This window comes from Citrobacter braakii (genome assembly GCF_002075345.1).
Classification (GTDB): domain Bacteria; phylum Pseudomonadota; class Gammaproteobacteria; order Enterobacterales; family Enterobacteriaceae; genus Citrobacter; species Citrobacter braakii.
The window spans coordinates 1-20,165 of the sequence record NZ_NAEW01000022.1; the positions used below are offsets into that span (position 1 = coordinate 1).

General features: G+C 56.7%; 21 protein-coding genes. 4 read left to right on the forward strand and 17 right to left on the reverse strand.

Annotated features, from left to right (window positions below; genetic code table 11):
- Positions 1-74: 74 nt before the first annotated feature.
- Positions 75-1,583, reverse strand: a complete 1,509-nt coding sequence (locus tag BZK42_RS24470) for a sugar ABC transporter ATP-binding protein (RefSeq protein ID WP_080860678.1) — start codon at positions 1,581-1,583, stop codon at positions 75-77.
- A gap of 114 nt (positions 1,584-1,697) precedes the next feature.
- Here BZK42_RS24470 and BZK42_RS24480 point away from each other — a divergent pair, with 114 nt between their 5' ends.
- Together BZK42_RS24480 and yjdP are read left to right on the forward strand one after the other, a co-directional pair.
- Positions 1,698-3,962, forward strand: a complete 2,265-nt coding sequence (locus BZK42_RS24480) for a hybrid sensor histidine kinase/response regulator (RefSeq protein ID WP_080860679.1) — start codon at positions 1,698-1,700, stop codon at positions 3,960-3,962.
- Between the two features lie 69 nt (positions 3,963-4,031).
- Positions 4,032-4,361: a DDRRRQL repeat protein YjdP gene (gene yjdP / locus BZK42_RS24485; protein WP_016155470.1), complete on the forward strand. Its 330-nt coding sequence runs from the start codon at positions 4,032-4,034 to the stop codon at positions 4,359-4,361.
- 69 nt (positions 4,362-4,430) lie between these two features.
- Here yjdP and phnP read toward each other — a convergent pair whose 3' ends face one another.
- The 16 genes from phnP to BZK42_RS24565 form a co-directional block, all read right to left on the reverse strand.
- Positions 4,431-5,189: a phosphonate metabolism protein PhnP gene (phnP, locus tag BZK42_RS24490; protein ID WP_016155471.1), complete on the reverse strand. Its 759-nt coding sequence runs from the start codon at positions 5,187-5,189 to the stop codon at positions 4,431-4,433.
- A gap of 8 nt (positions 5,190-5,197) precedes the next feature.
- Complete coding sequence (gene phnO, locus BZK42_RS24495; protein WP_016155472.1) at positions 5,198-5,632, reverse strand: aminoalkylphosphonate N-acetyltransferase; 435 nt, start codon at positions 5,630-5,632, stop codon at positions 5,198-5,200.
- Positions 5,619-6,173, reverse strand: coding sequence for a ribose 1,5-bisphosphokinase (gene phnN / locus BZK42_RS24500; RefSeq protein WP_016155392.1), 555 nt, complete (start codon positions 6,171-6,173; stop codon positions 5,619-5,621). The genes phnO and phnN overlap by 14 nt, the downstream gene beginning before the upstream one ends.
- Before the next feature lie 2 nt (positions 6,174-6,175).
- The gene (gene phnM / locus BZK42_RS24505) at positions 6,176-7,312 is read right to left on the reverse strand and encodes an alpha-D-ribose 1-methylphosphonate 5-triphosphate diphosphatase (RefSeq protein ID WP_016155393.1); all 1,137 of its coding nucleotides are present in this window, start codon (positions 7,310-7,312) and stop codon (positions 6,176-6,178) included.
- The gene (gene phnL / locus BZK42_RS24510) at positions 7,309-7,995 is read right to left on the reverse strand and encodes a phosphonate C-P lyase system protein PhnL (protein ID WP_016155394.1); all 687 of its coding nucleotides are present in this window, start codon (positions 7,993-7,995) and stop codon (positions 7,309-7,311) included. The genes phnM and phnL overlap by 4 nt, the downstream gene beginning before the upstream one ends.
- Before the next feature lie 116 nt (positions 7,996-8,111).
- Positions 8,112-8,870: a phosphonate C-P lyase system protein PhnK gene (gene phnK / locus BZK42_RS24515; protein ID WP_003844769.1), complete on the reverse strand. Its 759-nt coding sequence runs from the start codon at positions 8,868-8,870 to the stop codon at positions 8,112-8,114.
- On the reverse strand, positions 8,867-9,658 hold the full coding sequence (gene phnJ, locus BZK42_RS24520) for an alpha-D-ribose 1-methylphosphonate 5-phosphate C-P-lyase PhnJ (protein ID WP_049259807.1): 792 nt from the start codon (positions 9,656-9,658) through the stop codon (positions 8,867-8,869). Before phnJ ends, phnK begins: the two co-directional genes overlap by 4 nt.
- A gap of 46 nt (positions 9,659-9,704) precedes the next feature.
- Positions 9,705-10,772 (reverse strand): carbon-phosphorus lyase complex subunit, encoded by a 1,068-nt coding sequence (locus BZK42_RS24525; RefSeq protein ID WP_080860681.1) that lies wholly within the window; start codon positions 10,770-10,772, stop codon positions 9,705-9,707.
- The gene (gene phnH, locus BZK42_RS24530) at positions 10,772-11,356 is read right to left on the reverse strand and encodes a phosphonate C-P lyase system protein PhnH (protein ID WP_003031824.1); all 585 of its coding nucleotides are present in this window, start codon (positions 11,354-11,356) and stop codon (positions 10,772-10,774) included. The genes BZK42_RS24525 and phnH overlap by 1 nt, the downstream gene beginning before the upstream one ends.
- Entirely contained in the window at positions 11,353-11,805 is a 453-nt protein-coding gene (phnG, locus tag BZK42_RS24535; protein ID WP_019077841.1) for a phosphonate C-P lyase system protein PhnG, read from the reverse strand. The genes phnH and phnG overlap by 4 nt, the downstream gene beginning before the upstream one ends.
- The gene (gene phnF, locus BZK42_RS24540; RefSeq protein ID WP_016155397.1) at positions 11,806-12,531 is read right to left on the reverse strand and encodes a phosphonate metabolism transcriptional regulator PhnF; all 726 of its coding nucleotides are present in this window, start codon (positions 12,529-12,531) and stop codon (positions 11,806-11,808) included.
- Between the two features lie 20 nt (positions 12,532-12,551).
- A complete protein-coding gene (gene phnE / locus BZK42_RS24545) occupies positions 12,552-13,331 on the reverse strand; it encodes a phosphonate ABC transporter, permease protein PhnE (RefSeq protein ID WP_016155398.1) in 780 nt (259 codons plus the stop codon).
- 104 nt (positions 13,332-13,435) lie between these two features.
- Positions 13,436-14,452, reverse strand: coding sequence for a phosphonate ABC transporter substrate-binding protein (gene phnD / locus BZK42_RS24550; RefSeq protein ID WP_016155478.1), 1,017 nt, complete (start codon positions 14,450-14,452; stop codon positions 13,436-13,438).
- Between the two features lie 80 nt (positions 14,453-14,532).
- Positions 14,533-15,321, reverse strand: a complete 789-nt coding sequence (phnC, locus tag BZK42_RS24555; protein WP_016155400.1) for a phosphonate ABC transporter ATP-binding protein — start codon at positions 15,319-15,321, stop codon at positions 14,533-14,535.
- A gap of 132 nt (positions 15,322-15,453) precedes the next feature.
- Complete coding sequence (gene yjdN / locus BZK42_RS24560) at positions 15,454-15,900, reverse strand: VOC family metalloprotein YjdN (RefSeq protein WP_016155401.1); 447 nt, start codon at positions 15,898-15,900, stop codon at positions 15,454-15,456.
- 141 nt (positions 15,901-16,041) lie between these two features.
- Positions 16,042-16,377: a zinc ribbon domain-containing protein YjdM gene (locus tag BZK42_RS24565; protein WP_003031835.1), complete on the reverse strand. Its 336-nt coding sequence runs from the start codon at positions 16,375-16,377 to the stop codon at positions 16,042-16,044.
- Between the two features lie 539 nt (positions 16,378-16,916).
- Between BZK42_RS24565 and crfC the strand changes: the two genes are divergently transcribed.
- Both crfC and BZK42_RS24575 read left to right on the forward strand, forming a co-directional pair.
- On the forward strand, positions 16,917-19,274 hold the full coding sequence (gene crfC / locus BZK42_RS24570; RefSeq protein ID WP_080860682.1) for a clamp-binding protein CrfC: 2,358 nt from the start codon (positions 16,917-16,919) through the stop codon (positions 19,272-19,274).
- On the forward strand, positions 19,271-20,164 hold the full coding sequence (locus BZK42_RS24575; protein ID WP_080860683.1) for a diguanylate cyclase regulator RdcB family protein: 894 nt from the start codon (positions 19,271-19,273) through the stop codon (positions 20,162-20,164). Before crfC ends, BZK42_RS24575 begins: the two co-directional genes overlap by 4 nt.
- Position 20,165: the final 1 nt, after the last annotated feature.

Here is a 20,165-nt window from a genome sequence, read left to right on the forward strand (position 1 = left end):
TCTCTGGATGCGGAATGCATCTTTCCTGGGCACTATGATGCCGTAAATCTGAGGGGAGCCACACTTCACTTCTGTTACTCCCCGCTCTGGTTCAACATATGGTGGGAAGTGCTCATCTTATTTTCCTGGGTAATACTTTGCCCGTTCAGCTCACCGGCAATGCTGCCTTCCCGCATGACGTACACGCGATCGCTCATACCGACAACTTCCGGCAATTCGCTGGAGATCATCAGGATCGCCACGCCTTTGCGCGCCATGTCGTTCATGATCCGGTAGATCTCGCTTTTGGCGCCAACATCCACGCCGCGCGTGGGTTCATCGAGGATCAAAATGCGTGGGCCGATCGCGACCCAGCGAGAAATCAGCAGCTTTTGCTGATTACCGCCGGACAGCCCGCCCGCGCGTACCTGGGCGTGCGGAACGCGGATGTTGAGCAATTGGATGGCGTCATCGGAAATAGCCTGCGCCTTTTTGCGATCGAGCATGCCCCAGTTGGCGTCACGTTCCAGCGTCGCCATGGTGATGTTCTCTGCTGCCGCCAGCTCTAAAAACAATCCCTGCTCTTTGCGGTTTTCCGTCAGAAAGCCAATGCCGTGGTCAATCGCCTCGCGAGGGGAGTGGATCACCACCGGTTCACCGTCTACTTCAATCATGCCGCCGATGGCTTTACGCACGCCAAAAATCAGTTGAGCCAGTTCAGAACGCCCGGCGCCGACTAACCCGGCAAGTCCGACGATCTCCCCGGAGCGCACCAGCAAACTGCACGGCTGGACTTTATGGCCGTCGGTCAGGTGGTGGACGTTGAGGCGCGCTTTACCTAAGGGAATATCGCGCTCTTTGTTGAACAAATCGCTTAACGGTCGGCCCACCATCATGCGCACCAGCTCAGAGGCGTTGAGTTTGTCGCGGGTCAGGCTGCCTACATATTGCCCGTCGCGCAGGACGCTGACGCGGTCCGAGAGTTCATACACCTCCGCCATGCGGTGGCTAATGTAGATAATCGCCATCCCCTCATCGCGCAGGCGCATGATCAGTTCAAACAAGCGGTGGGTTTCACGTGAGGAGAGGGCGGCAGTGGGTTCATCCATCACCAGAATGCGGCTGTTACGGTGCAGGGCGCGGGCGATTTCCACCTGCTGCTGTTCGGCGATGGTCAACGTCATCACGCGATCGCTGGCCTTAAACTGGGCGCCGAGCCGGTCGATGACTTTCTGCGACTGCATCACCATCTCTTTACGCTGGACCAGACCGCCGCGCGACAGCTCGCTGCCTAGAAAGATATTTTCCGCCACCGTCAGGTTCGGCGCGAGCTGCATCTCCTGGTAAATCAGCGTGATGCCTGCGCTGAGCGCGTCTTTTGGTCCGCGAATGTGAAACGGCTGACCGTCGATCAGGATCTCACCGCTGGTGGCGGTATACGCGCCCGCGAGGATCTTCATCAGAGTGCTTTTTCCCGCGCCGTTCTCACCCATCAGGGCATGAATCTCACCCGGCCAGACCGTTAAATCGACCCCTTTCAGCGCGTAAAATTTACCAAATGCTTTGGCAATGTTGCGCATCTCCAGAACCGGTGTCCTGCTCATAGCGGATCTCCTGTGGGGTGGCCGATATCAGCAGTCCATCACAGGAATGTAAATGCAAAATGTCAGAAGCCGTTCATATTTGTCATATTGCGATTTTTCTTCACGGAGCGTGATATGCCGCAACCAGGACGTCACTTTTTCGCCAGTGCGCGCGGACGATTGCTGTTCTTCAATCTGCTGGTGGTGACGGTCACGCTGATGGTAAGCGGTGTGGCGGTGCTGGGGTTTCAGCATGCCAGTCAAATCCAGGAACAGGTGCAGCAGCAAACTGTTGACGACATGACCGGCAGCATGAACCTGGCGCGGGATACGGCGAACGTGGCGACGGCGGCGGTGCGGCTGTCGCAGGTGGTCGGCGCGCTGGAATACAAAGGTGAAGCGGAGCGGCTGCAGGAGACGCAACGGGCGCTGAAGCATTCGCTGGAACAGTTGGCCACCGCGCCGTTGGCGCAGCAGGAGCCGGCGCTGGTCGAGCGTATTATCCAGCGCAGCCAGGAGCTACAAAGCAGCGTGGAAGGTATGCTGCAGCGCGGGCAACGGCGACATCTGGAACGTAACGCCCTGCTCAGTTCGCTGTATCAGAATCAAAGTTATTTACGTCATCTGCAAACGCTGACCGGCGCGCAGGATGACGTGCTGCTGGGGCAGATAGACCGCTTAATTGTTGCCGCCATTGAAACACCCACGCCGCGTTCGGTGGTGAAACAACTGGACGGCGTGATGCCCGCGCTGCCTGTGCAAAATAGCAATCCGCTGATTACCAACATCCTCACCGACTTCAACCAGGAGTTGCATAAGCTGGAGCCGCTTTCTTCCGCGCTGGAGCAGAGCGATTTGGCGATCAACTGGTATATGTTTCATATCAAAGCGCTGGTGGCGATCCTCAACAGCGATATCAACCGGTATGCTTCGCAGGTGGCGCTGATCTCCGAACAGCGGGTGGCGCAAAGCCATCAGGAACTGCAATCCGGCGCGTTGTTTATTTTGGTGTTTGCGCTGTTGGCGGTGGTGATCACCGGTTTTGCCGGCTGGTATATCTACCGTAATCTCGGTTCTAACCTGACGGCCATTTCGCGGGCGATGACCCGGCTGGCGCACGGTGAATCGGACGTTAGCGTCCCGGCCCTACAGCGGCGCGATGAGCTGGGCGAGCTGGCCCGCGCCTTTAGCGTCTTCGCCCGTAATACGGCATCGCTGGAGCACACCACCCGACTGCTAAAAGAAAAAACCAGCCAGATGGAAATCGACCGCACCGAGCGCCAGGGGCTGGAGGAAGCGCTGTTGCACAGTCAGAAACTGAAGGCGGTAGGGCAACTGACAGGCGGATTAGCGCACGATTTCAATAACCTGCTGGCAGTCATTATTGGCAGCCTGGATCTGGTGAACCCAGACTCCCCCGATGCGCCACGGGTCAATCGGGCGCTAAAAGCCGCCGAGCGCGGGGCGCTCCTTACCCAGCGGCTGCTGGCCTTTTCGCGCAAACAGTCGTTGCATCCCCATGCGGTGGAGCTGAAAACGCTGCTGGAAAATTTGGGCGAACTGATGCGCCACTCTCTTCCGGCTACGTTGACGCTGGAGATTGAAGCCCAGTCTCCCGCCTGGCCCGCGTGGATTGATGTCAGCCAACTGGAGAACGCCATTATTAATCTGGTGATGAATGCCCGTGACGCCATGGACGGGCAGGCGGGCACGATTAAAATCCGTACCTGGAATCAGCGGGTCACGCGCAGCGATGGGCGTAAGCAGGATATGGTGATGCTGGAAGTTGCCGACCAGGGAAGCGGGATGTCGCAGGAGGTGAAAGCTCAGGTCTTCGAGCCGTTTTTCACCACCAAACAGACCGGCAGCGGCAGTGGGCTGGGGCTGTCTATGGTCTACGGTTTTGTGCGCCAGTCCGGTGGCCGCGTGGAGATTGAAAGCGCTCCTGGGCAGGGAACGACGGTCAGATTGCAGCTTCCTCGCGCGGTTGTGCCGGTGCAGACACCGGTGGAGACAATCGCACAGCACACCCCGACTCGCGGTGAAAAACTGGTGCTGGTTCTCGAAGATGAAGCCGATGTGCGCCAGACGTTATGTGAGCAATTACACCTGCTGGGCTACCTGACGTTAGAGGCCGCCAACGGCGAACAGGCTATGCATATGCTGGCGGCTTCATCCGAGATTGATATTTTTATCAGCGACTTAATGCTGCCCGGCGGTTTAAGCGGTGTGGATGTGATTAATCATGCGCTGGCACATTATCCACAACTGAACATCCTGCTGATTAGCGGCCAGGATTTACGTCCGGCGCATAACCCGGCGCTGCCGGATGTGGCGTTATTGCGTAAGCCCTTCACCCGGGGAGAACTGGCGCAGGCGCTGCGGCATTCGCGTAATTGAGATTCCTCCGCTACCCGCGCAAATACGCTTTGATTACCGTGGGGCGAGTTTCTTGATGAGGCTGGTTTTATGCAACGCTCCGCGACATTCTTACTTTTCACTCTGCTGATGATGACCACCGTATCGGCGCAGGCGGATATTATCGATGACGCCATCGGCAATATTCAGCAGGCAATTAACGACGCCTACAAACCGGACAGCGGGCGGGATTATGACGACTCTCGTGATGAAAGCTGGCAGCGACAGATGAGTGACGATCGTCGCAGGCAGTATGATAATCGCCGCCGCCAGTTTGAAGACCGCCGCCGCCAACTGGATGACCGCCAGCGCCAGCTCGATCAGGAACGGCGTCAGTTAGAAGACGAAGAGCGCAGAATGGAAGAAGATTATGATCGTTAGCGCAATTTTTCGCTGGCAAGGTTATAGGGAGCAGAGACCTGTTAACAAGTGTTTTAGTGCGATGTAAACCTACCTCAGCACAATCTCCATTCCGTCATACCCGGCTTCGAGCCCTGTCGGTAGCGGATTCTCCATCATCCACAAATCAAACTGATGACTGATATGCGTCAGGATCACCCGTGGGCAGCGGATAACCTCGTTCAAGGCGATAACGGTATTTACATCGCTGTGATTGCGCGGCGGCTCGGCGCGCGGGGCGTGGCTGCAGTCGATGATAATCACCTGAGGCTGGTTATTGTGGAGAAACTTCAGCGTCTTGTCGGGAAGTCCGGCGGTATCGGAGAGCCACGCCACGCGGCTGTGCGCGGTCTCCAGCAGATAGCCAAACGTCAGCTTTGAGTGGTTGAGCGGGAGTGGCGTAACCTGCAACCCTTGCAGGTTAAACACCACGAATGGCGCGACGGTATGGCTAAAATCGAGGATGCCAGGGTGCTTAAACAGATCGTCGCATCCCTGTTCATCCGGCGGACCGTACACCGGGATAGTCGCCCCCACGCCCCAGCGCAGCGGAAACAGCCCCTGCACGTGATCCATATGGTAGTGGGTGAGCAGAAACTGCTGGAAGCTGCCTGCTGGCCAGTCGTCCATCAGATGCGGGATCCCCGCGTCCAGCAGCGTCAGCGCATTGTTAAATTTGACCACCCCGCTACAAGGGCGTCGACGGTATTGCGCCTGTAAGCGTGCTCGTTGGCAGGCCGCACAGTCACATCCAAATGCTGGCACCAGTTGCGCGCCGCCGGTTCCCGTCAGCGTAATGGTCAGACTCATGGCTCCCCCTACAACGGTTTGGTGAAGCGAAAATGGCTCATGGTATAGCCTTCGCGCTGGTAAAAGCGGTGCGCGTCAAGGCGTTGGGTACTGGTAGAAAGCTCGGTTATTTCTGCGCCCGCTTCGCGCGCGGTGGCTTCGGCCCAGGTCAGTAACTGACTACCCACTTTTAGTCCTCGCGCCTGTGGCATCACCACCAGTTCCTGGATCTCGCCAATCCAGTTGGCGTGGTGCAGATGAAACTGCAGGTGCAGACCGATCAAGCCGACGACCTGTCCGTCGAGCAGCGCCAGCTGGTAGTGCATATTGGGATCTTGCAGATTTGCGGCGTAGCCGGCGCTAAAGGCCTGCAGGTCGAATTGGCCCTGTTTCAACTCACAGATAAGCGCGTAAACCGCATCGGTATCGTATAGCGTGGCGCGGCGTAATTCACAGACAGACATGTTTCTTCTCCTTGCGTCCCATCAGGGTGAGCAGTGTATCGACAGACTGTAGCAAACTTCCATCATTGTTCAGGACGTGGCAGTCATACGGCGTGTAGCGCGCCGCGCGTTCAAGGCGGGCAGCGATTTCCGTTTCGCTCTCCCGCCCACGTGCCTGCAGGCGCTGGCGTAAAATGGCCGGGGAAACCTGTAAGCAAATGGGAAGTAAAGAAGCGCCGTAACGGGCCTGCGCCTGGGGCAGATGCGCGCGCGAGCCATTGACCACCACATCAAAACCGGCGTGCAGCCAGAGGTCAATCTCTACGCCGACGCCGTAATAGAAGCCGTTGGCATGCCAGCTCAGCGCCAGCAGGTTCTGCCCGGCGCGGGTAAAAAACTCTGGTTCGCTGAGGGCAATATGGTTTTCATTCCCGGCGTTGGCGGCGCGGGTGATGTAACGGTGCGCCACCAGCAGTTGCGCAGGTTCCTGCTGGCGAAGTTCTGCCAGTAGACTGTCCTTACCGGAGCCGGACGGCCCCATCAGCCAGATCAGTTTCCCCATAGTCAGAATACCCTTTTGCCCTGACGCCAGACGTGGTCGATATGGATGTGATCGCCTTTGCGATGCGCCAGCACCAGATCCGCGCGTTTACCTTCGGCTACAACGCCACGATCGTCGAGATTTAATGCCCGCGCCGGATTGCGGGTCACCAGACGAATGGCCTGCGGCAGCGTAAAGCGGTTGGCGTCATCGTCTGCCACGCGAAATGCCGCATCGAGCAGGCTGGCGGGGTAGTAGTCGGAGGAGAGAATATCCAGCAGCCCCAGCTCAGCCAGCTTATGCGCCGCCACGTTGCCGGAGTGAGAACCGCCGCGCACGATGTTGGGCGCGCCCATCAGTACGTTCATACCATGCTGGCGCGAGGCCTCTGCGGCGGCAAAGGTAGTAGGAAATTCGGCAATCACGCTGCCAAGTTGATGCGATTCCAGCACATGATCGCAGGTGGCATCGTCATGGCTCGCCAGCGCTATCTGGCGCTCACGACACATCTGAGCAATCGCTGTGCGGTTGGGTTGCGACCAACGAGCAGCCAGAGCTAACTGTTCTTCTTCGTAGCGGGCCATTTGCTCGTCGGTAAGTGAATACTTGCCCTGATAGTACTCGCGGTACTTCTCGCGATTGGCGAACTGACGCTGGCCGGGGGAGTGGTCCATCAGCGATACCAGCGTCACCGGCTCACGACTGACCAGTTTTTCAAACAGCGGTAGGGTGGTGTGATGCGGCAGCTCGCAGCGCAAATGCAGGCGGTGCTCGGCGCGATTGACCCCGCGCTTTTGCGTCTCTTCCACCGCGTTGATCATCTTCTCCAGATTTTCCAGACGGTCGCCACCGTCGCGCACATCGCCAATCGCCACCGCGTCCAGCACGGTGGTAATGCCGCTGGCCACCATCAGCGCGTCGTGGCTGCTCATCGCCGAGTGGGCGGGCCAGTCTACCTTCGGGCGCGGGGTGAAAAACTTGTCGAGATTGTCGGTATGCAGCTCGATAAGCCCTGGCAGCAGCCAGCCGCCTTCTCCGTCCATCGCTTGGGCCAGTTGGCTCTGACTTTCGGCAAAGGCGCGGATCGTTCCGCCCTCAATTTCCAGCGATCCTTGCACCACTTCATCTTCCAGCACCAGCTTTACATTATTGATAATCATGCTGTTGTTCCCATCAGGTGCAGGCGATCCGCGACGCGGTCGCGCACGGTTTGATCGTGAAAAATGCCGACAATTGCCGCGCCGCGGGCTTTCGCTTCTTCGATCAATGCGACGACGGCGGCGCTGTTTTTGGCGTCCAGCGAGGCGGTGGGCTCATCGAGGAGTAGAATCGGGTAATCGACGATAAACCCTCGGGCGATATTGACGCGCTGCTGTTCGCCCCCGGAAAACGTCGACGGCGCCAGATGCCACAGCCGCTCCGGCACGTTCAGGCGGGTAAGCAGGTTAGCCGCTTTGGCTGCGCACTCCTCGCGCGACACGCCGAGATCCAGCAGCGGCTGCATCACCACATCCAGCGCAGAAATCCTTGGGATCACGCGCAAGAACTGGCTGACCCAGCCGATGGTTGAACGGCGAACTTCCAGCACTTTACGCGCCGGAGCCTGCACCAGATCGACCCATTCGCCGCTGTGGCGGATGTGGATGTGTCCTTCATCCGGCAGGTAGTTGGCGTACAGCGAACGCAGCAACGTGGATTTGCCGCTGCCAGAGTGACCGTGCAGCACCACGCATTCGCCTTTTTTAACTTCCAGCGTGGCGTCTTGCAGCACCGGCAGACGCACGCCGTTTTGCTGATGCAGTACAAAGGTTTTACTGACGTTTTCAACGCGAATCGCGTTCATTTTTAGCCTCTTTAAGCATTTTTGCGTTCGATTGCCTGATGGCGCTTCGCTTATCAGGCCTACAACCGATGCCGATCCGTAGGCCGGGTAGCGAAGCGCCACCCGGCAAGACAAAATCAGTTTTGCAAAACAGATGACACCAGCAACTGGGTATACGGATGATGCGGATCGTCGAGTACGCGGTCGGTTAACCCACTTTCCACCACCTGACCCTGCTTCATCACCAGCAAACGGTCGGCCAGCAGGCGTGCTACGCCCAGATCGTGGGTGACAATAACCACTGCCAGATCCAGTTCCACCACCAGGCCGCGCAGCAGGTCCAGCAGTTTGGCCTGTACGGAAACGTCCAGACCGCCGGTGGGCTCGTCCATAAACACCAGTTTGGGATGGGTGACGAGGTTGCGGGCGATCTGCAGTCGCTGCTGCATGCCGCCGGAAAAGGTGGTTGGCAGGTCGTCGATACGCGAGGCCGGGATCTCCACTTCCTCCAGCCAACGCTGCGCGGTGGCACGAATATCGCCGTAGTGGCGCGCCCCGGTGGCCATCAGGCGTTCGCCGATATTGCCGCCAGCGGAGACCTGACGGCGCAGGCCATCCAGCGGATGCTGATGCACCACGCCCCATTCGGTGCGCAGCAGACGGCGACGGTCGGCCTCGTTCATGCCGTACAGCGAACGGTTCTGATACAAAATCTCACCGCTCTGCGGCGTCAGCCGTGAAGAGATCGATTTCAGCAGCGTGGTTTTGCCGGAACCGGACTCGCCGACGATACCCAGCACTTCACCAGGCCACAGGTCAAAAGAGACATCGCTGAAGCCCTTGCCCGGCGCGTAGAGATGGGTCAGGTTGTTGACTGAAAGCAGCGGTTGCGTCATTTGCTGAGGGCCTCACTCTGTTGGCGGCAGTAGTCGGTGTCGGAGCAGACAAACATGCGTTTGCCGGTGTCATCGAGCACCACTTCATCGAGATAGCTGTGGGTTGAGCCACAGATGGCGCAAGGCTCATCCCAGCTCTGCACGGTAAACGGGTGATCGTCGAAATCGAGGCTTTCCACGCGGGTGTAAGGTGGAACGGCATAGATGCGTTTTTCGCGGCCTGCGCCAAACAGTTGCAGGGCCGGCATCATGTCCATCTTCGGATTGTCGAATTTTGGAATTGGCGACGGGTCCATGACGTAGCGGTCGTTGACCTTCACCGGATAGGCGTAAGTGGTGGCGATATGACCGAAGCGGGCGATATCTTCATACAGTTTCACCTGCATGATGCCGTACTCTTCCAGCGCGTGCATGGTGCGGGTTTCCGTTTCGCGCGGCTCGATAAAGCGCAACGGCTCGGGGATCGGGACCTGGAAGATAATGATCTGGTCTTCCACCAGCGGCGTTTCCGGGATGCGGTGGCGGGTCTGGATCAGCGTCGCGTCTTCCGTGCGCTCGGTGGTGTTCACCCCGGTCACGCGTTTGAAGAAGTTGCGAATCGACACGGCGTTAGTGGTGTCATCCGCGCCCTGGTCAATTACCTTCAGCACGTCCGGCTCGCCAATCACGCTGGCGGTGAGCTGAATGCCGCCGGTTCCCCAGCCGTAGGGCATCGGCATTTCACGTCCGCCAAACGGCACCTGGTAACCGGGGATCGCCACCGCTTTCAGAATCGCGCGGCGGATCATGCGTTTGGTCTGCTCATCAAGATACGCAAAGTTGTAGCCGGAGAGGTTAGTGGTCACGGGGGGCCTCCTGTTGCAGGCGTTTGAGCAGTTCCAGCTCGGCCTGGAAATCGACGTAATGGGGAAGTTTGAGGTGCGAAACAAAACCCGCCGCCTCGACGTTATCCGCATGCGCCAGCACGAACTCTTCGTCCTGCGCCGGTCCCGTGACCGATTCATCGTATTCGGCTGCCTGTAGGGCGCGGTCCACCAGCGCCATCGCCATCGCTTTACGTTCGCTCATGCCGAACACCAGCCCGTAGCCGCGGGTAAAATGGGGGGATTCGTTTTCTGGCGCGACAAAACCGTTGACCATTTCACATTCGGTCATCAGCAATTCACCGACGTTCACCGCAAATCCCAGCTCTTCCGGTACGGTTTCCAGTGCCACATAGCCGCTGCGGATTTCAGCGGCAAACGGGTGATTGCGCCCGTAGCCGCGTTGGGTGGAGTAGGCCAGCGCCAGCAGATATCCCTCATCGCCGCGCATCAGCTGTTGCAGACGTGAAGCGCGTGAACAGGGGTAAACCGGTGGCGTGCGGGTAATGTCGTCGGGCGTGGCACCATCATCCTCTTCACGCTTTGCCAGTCCCTGGTTGGCCAGCAGGGAAAAGACGTGCGGAGAGGCGTCCTGCGCGTCGTCTGCGCTGCGCAGGGGTGGCGTTTCGCCATTGGCCAGCAGGGTAAAATCCAGCAGGCGATGGGTGTAGTCATAAGTGGGACCTAACAACTGCCCGCCGGGAATATCCTTGTAGACCGCAGAGATTCGGCGCTCAAGGCGCATTTCTGCACTGTTAACCGGCTCGCTGACCGCCACCTTTGCCAGCGTAGTGCGGTAGGCGCGGAGCAAAAAGATGGCTTCGACGTTATCGCCGCTGGCCTGCTTCAGCGCCAGCGCGGCCAGTTCGCGGTCGGCGATACCGCCTTCGGTCATCACCCGGTCGACGGCCAGGTTCATCTGTTGTTCGATTTGCGCCACGCTCAGTTCAGCAATGGTCTCATCGCCCCGGCGTCGGTTTTCCTGCAGGGCGTGGGCGTTGGCTATCGCCTTTTCGCCCCCTTTGACGGCGACGTACATCAGCACACCTCCACATGGGTAGTTCGCGGAATAGCCAGCAGGCGTTCGCCGCAGGTGAGGATCAGGTCGACCCCCAGCGGGAAAGGATGCGGGCGTTCGGTGAGTTCGTGAATCAGGCATTCCGGTAGCTGTGGCGCGATCATGCGCTCTTCAGCGATACCGGCACCGGTCAGACGCAGCATGCGTCCACCGCTTAAGCCAGAGACCTGCACAATCAGCGTGGCGCTGGTTTCTGGCGCGACGGCGGAACCGGCGGAGAGGGCGTTAAGCTGTTCGCTGCTGATGCGTTCGTCGGCGACGGCAAAGGCCGCCAACTGCGGCTGATCCACCAGCGGCGCGTTGGTGTGAAAACGCAGATTCTGCCGGGCGATATCGTTATCCATCGACGGCGCCAGCCAGACTGGCGTGTCGCCATCGACCAGGGTCAGTAGCACGCTGGTGGTTGCCAGGCCCAGTGGCTGCCAGCCGTGTTTCAGTTGATGCAGGGCGACGATCACGCCCGGCTCACTCATGGCCTTCAGCAGGCGACGAAAGCTCTGCTGAGCATCCTGAACAGGTAAATTAAAAGCGGTTTGTAAGGTCATGCGTTATCTCCGCGTACCAGCGTGAAGAAGTCGACCCGGCTGGCGTTGACTTCGGCACGGCGTGCGCTAATCAGCGCATCGCGTTCCGCTTCCAGCGGGGCAATTAAGGTTTCCATTAGGCTCTGGAAATGCGTTTGTTCCTGCAGCAGCGCGTCAATGACCGCGCACTGCTCGGCGTGTTGTTTGTTGCGTCCCAGCAGGTAGCTGTAGCCCAGCGTGCCGCTCTTCAGGCGTACCACTGCGCGGGTAAGCGTGGTATCACCGGCAAAGAAGCGGTTGCCGGTGCCGCCCATGCGAGCCTGGAGCTGCATCAGTCCGCTTTCCGGTGCGCGGATAAGTTCATAGTCTGGCGTCAGTTTGAGCGCGTGGATGCGGGCGTTCAGGGCATCGGCATTGCTGTAAGCCAGCGCGCGCATCCAGCGCTGGCGGGTAGCGGTATCGAAATGCATTCAGTGCTCCATAGTGAATTCGATCATGTCGGCGCGGGTCAGGCTAACGGAGTATTCCGCCGCGTGTTCTTCGCCTTCACGGTGGTTCAGGGTGCGCACGCACAGCAGCGGCGCCATATTGGGGATTTCCAGCACTTTGCTCTCTTTAGCCTGTGCGCGGCGGGCGCTGATGCGCGTTTGTGTGCGCAGGAGCGTCAGACCGGACTGTTCGCGCAGGTAGTCGTGCAGTGAGCCGTTGTTAAAGCCCTGCAGCAGCGGCCATAGCGTGAGGTCGGAAAAATAGTGGTCGATCTGGCACAGTGCGATACCGTTTACCCGACGCAGGGTGCGCAGATGAATCACGTTATCGCCCTCGTTAATGCTGAGCGCATCGGCAATGTGGCTGGAGGCCGGGCGCAGCACCGCCAGCAGTTTTTCGCTGGTGGGGTGGCTACCCTGGTCCAGCAGGTTCTGGCTAAAGCGCGCCTGGGCATTAAGCGGGTAATCGAATGGGCGCATCAGCACCAGTACGCCGATGCCCTGGCGACGCTGGACCCAACCACGCTCAACCAACTGGTCAATAGCGCGGCGCAGGGTGTGGCGGTTTACCTCGTAGCGCGCGGCAAGCTGATGCTCGGCGGGCAGATAGTCACCGCAGCGATAATGATGACGAAGCTCCTGCTCAAGTCTCGCGGCAATTTCCTGATAACGCGTTGGATAACTGGTCGGATGTGTAGACAAGTGCATAGCAATCAATGCCTCGCTAATCAGATAAAGTGCTTACGCAAACGCTGGGAAAGGAAATCCAGCAGGCTGACGGTGACGATGATTAACACCATCAGAGCGCAGGTTTGCTGGAACTGAAAGCCGCGAATCGCCTCCCATAAAGTCACGCCAATACCGCCCGCACCCACCATTCCGACCACCGTGGCCGAGCGGACGTTGGATTCAAAGCGATACAGCGAGTAGGAGATAAGCAGCGGCATGACCTGTGGCAGAACGCCGTACAGAATCTCTTCAATTTTGTTGGCCCCAGTGGCGCGAATGCCTTCTACTGGACCTGGCTCAATGGCTTCTACCGCTTCCGAAAGCAGCTTGGAGAGCACCCCGGTGGTGTGGATAAACAGTGCCATTACCCCGGCGAACGGACCTAAACCCACGGCGACCACGAACAGCATGGCGAAGACCATTTCATTGATGGCGCGGCAGGCGTCCATCAGGCGACGCATCGGCTGGTAAATCCACCACGGTACGAGGTTATCGGCGCACATCAGGCCAAAGGGAATCGACAGCACAACGGCGAGGGCGGTGCCCCAGACGGCAATTTGCAGGGTGACGGCCATTTCACCGAGATAGTCCTGCCACTGACTGAAGTCTGGCGGAAAGAAGTCGGCGGCGAAGGTCGCCATATTGCCGGAATCCTGGATCAGCGTGAGCGGAGCCATTTCGGCACCTTTCCACGAGACCACCAGCACGGCGAGAAGAATGGCCCAGCTCAGCAGTGAGAACCAGCTACGTTTGGGCGGGGCGACGGTGATGGTTTGCATGTTTAGCTCCGTGCGTAGGTTATCGCCGGATGGCAGCGCTTGCGCCTTATCCGGCCTACAGAACATCGTCTGCCCGGTAAGCGAAACGCCACCGGGCATTAGGTTTACTGCACCGCTTTAGTCACGCTGGTCATGGCGCCCAGGGCGGCGGTCAAACGGTCAAGGTCGTCGAGCTGCGCTTTCAGCGCCGAGGTTTTGCTGCTTTTCTCTTCCTCGTTCAACCCTTTGTTGCCCTTCACGCCCTGCATCTCTTTAAACAGCGCCAGTTGGCGAATCGGTACCAGTTGCAGGTCGCTGGAGGCACGGAACGGTGCCCATCCCAGGCGTTCCAGTACGGTTTTCTGTTCCGGCGTTTTGCCGTAATTCATAAAGAAGTCGTACACCTTGTCCTTGGTGGTTTCGGAGAGGTTTTTGCGCCAGACGATCGGATCGCCCGGGATCAGCGGTGACTTCCAGATAACCTTCAGCTCTTTCAGTTTTTCCGGCGCGGAGGTTTTCAGCTTGTCGAGGTTTTCGGTGTTGTTGGTGGCGACATCGACCTGTTTGTTGGCGACGGCCAGCGCGTTGGTTTCGTGTCCGGCGTTAACGGTGCGTTTGAAGTCGCTGGCGGAGATGTTGTTTTTGGCGAAGACGTAGTAACCGGGGACGAGGAAGCCTGACGTTGAGTTAGGATCGCCGTTGCCGAATGTCAGATCCTTACGTTTGGCGATCAGATCGTTCAGGTTGTTGATCGGACTGTCTTTGTTAACGATCAACACGCTCCAGTATCCCGGGGAGCCGTCGGCAGCGACGGTTTGGGCAAACACTTGTCCGTTAGCGCGATCCACCGCTTCCATTGCCGAGAGGTTGCCGTACCAGGCGATATCAACTTTGTTAAAACGCATTCCCTGAATGATCCCGGCGTAGTCCGGGGCGAAGAAGGCGTTCACTTTCACGCCCAACGATTTTTCCATGTCCTTCAGGAACGGTTCCCACTGTGGCTTCAGGTTTTGCTGTGATTCGGTCGAAATAATGCCAAAGTTCAGCGCTTTTTCTTGCTCTTCGGCCTGCGCCGGGCTGAACAAGGTGCTGATGCTGAACATGCTGGTAAAGGCCAGCGCGGCAACGGTCTTATAGCTCATGTTGTTTCCTTAATTAGTCTTTGTTCCAGGCTATTTCACTTGCCAGCCTGGCTGCGCCAATAACGCCTGGTTTTTTAGAACTATGCAGCCTGCGCGTTCTGTTCGACGCGGTTCATGCTGCGGTAGAGATGGTCAAAACGATCGTTATCAAAATGCTGGCTGCTGCCATCAAAGAAGACGTTGCCCTGACGAAGCGCGACAATGCGTTCGCAGTAGCGCAGGGCGTAATCCACCTGATGCAGCGTGACGACCACGGTGATGCCGTCGGTCTGGTTAATGTCGCGTAGGGTGTCCATCACGATGCGTGCGGATTCCGGGTCCAGCGAGGCTATCGGCTCGTCGGCAAGGATCACTTTGGCTTGCTGCATCAGCGCGCGGGCAATCGCCACGCGCTGCTGTTGCCCGCCCGAAAGCGTGGAAACGCGCTGGTATGCAAAGTGCGCCATGCCAACGCGGGTCAGCGCCTGTAATGCACGCTGTTTCTGTTCCTGGCTAAACCAGCTAAAACAGGTGCGCCAAAACGGCGTGCTGCCGAGTGCGCCAATCAGGACGTTTTCCAGTACCGTCAGGCGGTTAACCAGATTGAACTGCTGGAAGATGTAGCCGGTGTGGGCGCGGCTTTTGCGGATATCGCGCGCCAGGCGGCCTTCATGTTGAACGGTGCGACCCAGCAGTTCGACGTGGCTACCCGGGGATTTATCACCGACGATCAAACCGCTTAAATGACGTAAAAGGGTGGATTTGCCAGAGCCAGATGGCCCAAGCAGAGCCACCATCTCACCGGAACAGATGTTCAGATCAACCGCATTGAGCGCCTGATGTTGATTGAAGGACTTGGAGAGTTTTTCGACGCGAATAATCGTTTGCATGATGCGGCCTCCCTTAAAAAGTGGCCCCATCGTGGCGGATTAATGTGACGTTTTCGTTAAGGGATGGTTACTTGGTGATGAAGAGTTGAGCGATTTTTGATGACAGTACGGGAGGGCTGGCCTCCCGTTGGATTACTCTGTAGGTTGCTGCTGTTTGACGACGTTGATCATCCACGGTACGCCATACCGATCGCTCACTTTACCGAAACCATGAGCCCAGAAGGTTTCCTGCCAGTCCATTTCGATTTTTCCGTTTGCTGCCAGGTTATCAAACCAGCGTTTGCCTTCGTCGACGTTTTGCGTGTCGAGTACCAGTGTAAAGCCAGAGTAGTGGGCATTTCCGTCGGGGGCGCTATCGCTCATCATGATGTCGCTGCCCGCAACGCGCAGGTTGGCGTGGGCAATGGCGGTATCGGGGAATTTCATGCCTGAAGGGCAACCCTCTTCGCTGTTCTGCGCCGGTTTGGGCATTTCACCGAAGTTGATTTTGTAGAGTAGCTCAGCGCCTAATGTTTTTTGGTAGTAGGCGATAGCATCAGCGCAGTTGCCTGCGAAGGAGATATAGGGACTTAACGGCATAATCTTTACCTCAGGTAAAAGAAACCAGTTAAGTGTAGTTATCGTCTGCAAAAATAAGCCAGGCGGGAAGTATGAGCTTCCCGCCTGGCAGATGAGCTGGCGTCGGCCTGATTGACGTATAGCGCCATCAGGCAATTTGCATCAGTTCTTTTTCACAAACTCAGATTTCAGCTTCATTGGGCCAAAGCCATCGATTTTGCAATCGATGTTGTGGTCGCCTTCAACCAGACGGATGTTCTTCACTTTGGTCCCGATCTTCAACATGGAAGAGCTACCTTTTACCTTCAGGTCTTTCACTACGGTAACGCTGTCGCCGTCAGCCAGCAGGTTGCCGTTGGCATCTTTAACGATCAGTTCGTCGCTGTCCTGAGCCGGTTCAGCATCGTTCCATTCGTGAGCGCATTCCGGGCAGATGAACATGCCGTTATCTTCGTAAGTGTATTCGGAGTTGCATTGTGGGCAGTGTGGTAATGACATGTGGATTTCCTCAAAAGTCAGCAGGGGCAAATGCGCCCAAAAATGGCAGATTGCCGAAAAAGGCCGCAATTATACATAAAATCCCTGCTTTTGTCGGGACTACTGCGTGATTATGCAAAATGATCTGCTGTAAAGACCCTTTGCTTTTACCTCAATGAAAGTATGGCGGAATATTTTTTAAGGGAAATTGCTACGCTTAGGTATTTAAGATAAGGTGAGGCGAAATATCTGATATTCATAGGTAACGTTGCTTACGGATGCCTAAGCCATTGTGATTGAATATCATTGACCCCCTTAATTTTAGTAGGGGGATTACGCGGGTATTTTTTAAAACTGAACTACGCTGTTTATCTTTCTTACTTATTACATAAGTGAGAGGCATCCGGCCAGCGGTTATACACCAAATTTATTTTAATAATATCAGTTGGTTGTTTTGATTTTAATTATTTCTACACGTAATTATAAAAGCCAAAAAATCTATAAATAAAACGATTGGGCTAAATAAAAGTAATGCCATTTGCGTTAAGGAAGAATTTTCCATGCACACACAGACAATATATGAATTAAGTCAGGAAGCGGAACGCTTGCTGATGCTCTCGCTTGAACATCTCAGGCAATTGCAAAAATTGCCTATGACGTCGTTGGATGATGTCGCGCTAAAACAAGGAGAGCATAGCAGACAGGTGGTTCAGCCCCTGCATTTCAGCGCGCGTGGCATGGATGTCCAGCAGGCAACGCTCAATAATGAACTGCGTAAGATTACGCGTCTGGAAATGGTGCTGGCGATTGTCGGTACCATGAAAGCGGGAAAATCGACGACGATTAACGCGATTGTAGGGACCGAAGTTTTACCTAATCGTAATCGTCCCATGACGGCGCTACCAACGCTAATTCGCCATACGCCGGGGCAGAAAGAGCCGGTGTTGCATTTTTCACATGTCACGCCTATCGATGCCTTAATGAAGGTTTTACAGCAGCGCGTACGCGAGTGCGATCGCCAGCGTCTTACGCAGACCCTGGAAATTGATAAGGATATGAATGTCCTGCTGCAGCATATTGAAAACGGCGTGGCATTTGAGCGGTATTATCTTGGCGCACAGCCTATTTTCCATTGCCTTAAAAGTCTGAATGACCTGGTGCGTTTGTCAAAAGCACTGGAAGTGGATTTTCCTTTTGCCGCCTATGCCGCGATTGAGCATATTCCGGTTATCGAGGTCGAATTTGTCCATTTGGGCGGTCAGGCGAGCTATCCTGGGCAATTAACCCTGCTGGATACGCCGGGGCCGAATGAGGCCGGGCAACCGCATCTACAAAAGATGCTGAATGAACAGTTGGCGCGGGCTTCTGCGGTACTGGTGGTGATGGATTACACCCAACTGAAATCGATTTCCGATGAAGAAGTGCGCCACGCTGTCATGGCGGTCGGCAAGTCAGTGCCGCTGTATGCGCTGGTGAACAAATTCGATCAGAAAGACCGCAACAGTGACGATGAAGAGCAGGTGCGGGCATTAATTTCCGGCACGCTGATGCAAGGTGGGATTGCCCCGGAGCGAATCTATCCGGTTTCTTCGATGTGGGGGTATCTGGCGAACAGGGCGCGTCATGAGCTGATGGCTCGCGGGCGGCTGCCGGATCACCAGGTGCAACGTTGGGTACAGGATTTTGCCGAAGCGGCGCTTGGCCGACGCTGGTGCACCAACGATCTTGAGGATACGGAGCACATCCGCCATGCAGCCGATCTGTTGTGGGAGGATTCACTGTTTGAGCAGCCGATCCAGAAAGTGATTCATGCCGCTTACGCCAATGCTTCGCTGTATGCGCTACGCTCAGCGTCGCATAAGTTATTGAACTATGCGCAAAGCGCGCACGAATATCTGGAGTTTCGCGCCCATGGGTTAACGGTTGCCTATGAAAAACTGCGGCTGAACATCACGCATATTGAAGAGGATATGCAGCAGTTAGAAGTGAGTCAGGGGCGGGTGAGTGATGAAGTCAGTCATGAGGTCGAGCTGGCGCTGGAGGCTGCCGCGGCCTATCTCAATGAGCAACAGACTGAGATTCTGTGCGGCATCAACACGTTCTTTATCAAAGAAAACGTCCTGATGATGTCACAACATGGCCAGGGGGCTGGCGTTTCCTCGGCAGAAATGGCCGGAGAAATGCTGGTGTTGCACGATGAGGGGCAGGCGAAAATCGTGCTGGATAAAATGCGCTCGTCCTGTGAAGTTGTCTTGCTGGCAGCGCAGGAAAGCATCAGTCGGGATTTAGCTCTGCGCTTTGAACAGCTTGAGTCGACGCTGTCCCGGGCGCTAAATGACGCCATACGCCCCATTGAGCAGCGGGTGAAAGAGGAGCTGAACCACGCTGGTTTTCGTGCGCGGATCCGTTTTCCGGCGTTTCATGCGGCGATGTTTAACTTCAACACCCGCCAGTTGTTTAACGAGGCCATTGAGCAGGATATTCCGGCGGAAAATGCGCCGTCAACTGGCGGTGTGGTGCGTGATACCTTCTCTCGCTGGTTGAATCAGCCCAACTGGGGATGGAATGAGTACGTCGAAACAAAAACGCGTTATCTCATTGATATGGGCGCACTGCATAAGAACCTTGTGCACTATGTCACCCAGTTTTGCCAACAAATTCGTAAAGCTTTAGCTGCGCAGGTCGATATTTCCGTTACGGCAGGCATGGCCACGTTTTTTGCTGATTTTTCACTGTGTTTGACGCAATTACAGGCGAGCCTGCGTGAGAGTCTGACCCTGCGCCAGCAAAATGAATCTGCGGTGAATGCCTTGAACGAACAACTGCAGCATCGCATTACGACTGCGGCATGGCTTTATGAAGATTCCCGCTTGCTGCGCGACGATATCAATACCCTTTTTGCAACCGAGCACACATGACTAACGTGTTACTGGAAGGCCCCGGGCGGACGCTGGAGTGTGTCTACCCGAAGTTTATGGTCGATCTGGTTCAGGGAGATGAAACCAAACGTTCCGGTGGTTTTCTGCAACAGCAGCAGCGGCTGCGTGCGCGTCTGACGCAGGAGGTGCTATCCCAGACGCAGCTGCGAGCATGGGTGTTGGCAGGTGTGTCCAGCGAGCATCTGGTGATGCGTCTAAAACTGGTGGAAAAACTGGCGGGCATGATCGATCCGGGCCATCTGGCGCTGGTACGGATCGCCGAAGGGTTGATGTTTTTACAACAAACCGAACACCCGCGTGAACTCTCCACGCCTGGTCTTCAGCAGCAGATAAATTCACTCGCTGACTGGTTTACCCAGCGCGGCGCTTATAAAGAGAAGGCGGTAACGCAACGCGGCCTGACGGTGCAAGCGGGCGAACATAGCGAGCAAATTTTTACCCGCTGGCGGGCTGGCGCGTATGACGGCTGGTCGTTACCTGGACGCTGTTTTGTGGCGTTAGAGGAGCTGCGCTGGGGAGCCTTTGGTGACGCCTGCCGGTTAGCAAATGCCGATGTGGTGTCAATGCTAAAAGACAACCTGCGAACGATGGCTGCTCAGGCGCTGGCAGACAGCGTGAATGCGGCCCCCGCCACGCGTCATTACTATCATCATTGGCTCAGCACGCCGGTTGTTGGCGGCTCGGCTGAGCACAACGATATGTTGAGCTGGCTCGGGGACTGGTGCGATGCGCAGCGTCATCCGGTGAGCTGGTCGGTGACGCAGCGTTGGCAAAATGTGGCGTTGGGCATGCCGAGATTGTGTTCGGCGAAGCGGCTGGTTGATGCGATGGTTGAGGAGATTTTTGCACCGTTCCCGCTCATCAATTGAG

Coding starts and splice junctions, on each gene's coding strand:
- BZK42_RS24470 (WP_080860678.1), bottom strand. CDS start 1,583: ATGAGCAGGACACCGGTTCTGGAGATGCGCAACATTGCCAAAGCATTT.
- BZK42_RS24480 (WP_080860679.1), top strand. CDS start 1,698: ATGCCGCAACCAGGACGTCACTTTTTCGCCAGTGCGCGCGGACGATTG.
- yjdP (WP_016155470.1), top strand. CDS start 4,032: ATGCAACGCTCCGCGACATTCTTACTTTTCACTCTGCTGATGATGACC.
- phnP (WP_016155471.1), bottom strand. CDS start 5,189: ATGAGTCTGACCATTACGCTGACGGGAACCGGCGGCGCGCAACTGGTG.
- phnO (WP_016155472.1), bottom strand. CDS start 5,632: ATGTCTGTCTGTGAATTACGCCGCGCCACGCTATACGATACCGATGCG.
- phnN (WP_016155392.1), bottom strand. CDS start 6,173: ATGGGGAAACTGATCTGGCTGATGGGGCCGTCCGGCTCCGGTAAGGAC.
- phnM (WP_016155393.1), bottom strand. CDS start 7,312: ATGATTATCAATAATGTAAAGCTGGTGCTGGAAGATGAAGTGGTGCAA.
- phnL (WP_016155394.1), bottom strand. CDS start 7,995: ATGAACGCGATTCGCGTTGAAAACGTCAGTAAAACCTTTGTACTGCAT.
- phnK (WP_003844769.1), bottom strand. CDS start 8,870: ATGACGCAACCGCTGCTTTCAGTCAACAACCTGACCCATCTCTACGCG.
- phnJ (WP_049259807.1), bottom strand. CDS start 9,658: ATGATCCGCCGCGCGATTCTGAAAGCGGTGGCGATCCCCGGTTACCAG.
- BZK42_RS24525 (WP_080860681.1), bottom strand. CDS start 10,772: ATGTACGTCGCCGTCAAAGGGGGCGAAAAGGCGATAGCCAACGCCCAC.
- phnH (WP_003031824.1), bottom strand. CDS start 11,356: ATGACCTTACAAACCGCTTTTAATTTACCTGTTCAGGATGCTCAGCAG.
- phnG (WP_019077841.1), bottom strand. CDS start 11,805: ATGCATTTCGATACCGCTACCCGCCAGCGCTGGATGCGCGCGCTGGCT.
- phnF (WP_016155397.1), bottom strand. CDS start 12,531: ATGCACTTGTCTACACATCCGACCAGTTATCCAACGCGTTATCAGGAA.
- phnE (WP_016155398.1), bottom strand. CDS start 13,331: ATGCAAACCATCACCGTCGCCCCGCCCAAACGTAGCTGGTTCTCACTG.
- phnD (WP_016155478.1), bottom strand. CDS start 14,452: ATGAGCTATAAGACCGTTGCCGCGCTGGCCTTTACCAGCATGTTCAGC.
- phnC (WP_016155400.1), bottom strand. CDS start 15,321: ATGCAAACGATTATTCGCGTCGAAAAACTCTCCAAGTCCTTCAATCAA.
- yjdN (WP_016155401.1), bottom strand. CDS start 15,900: ATGCCGTTAAGTCCCTATATCTCCTTCGCAGGCAACTGCGCTGATGCT.
- BZK42_RS24565 (WP_003031835.1), bottom strand. CDS start 16,377: ATGTCATTACCACACTGCCCACAATGCAACTCCGAATACACTTACGAA.
- crfC (WP_080860682.1), top strand. CDS start 16,917: ATGCACACACAGACAATATATGAATTAAGTCAGGAAGCGGAACGCTTG.
- BZK42_RS24575 (WP_080860683.1), top strand. CDS start 19,271: ATGACTAACGTGTTACTGGAAGGCCCCGGGCGGACGCTGGAGTGTGTC.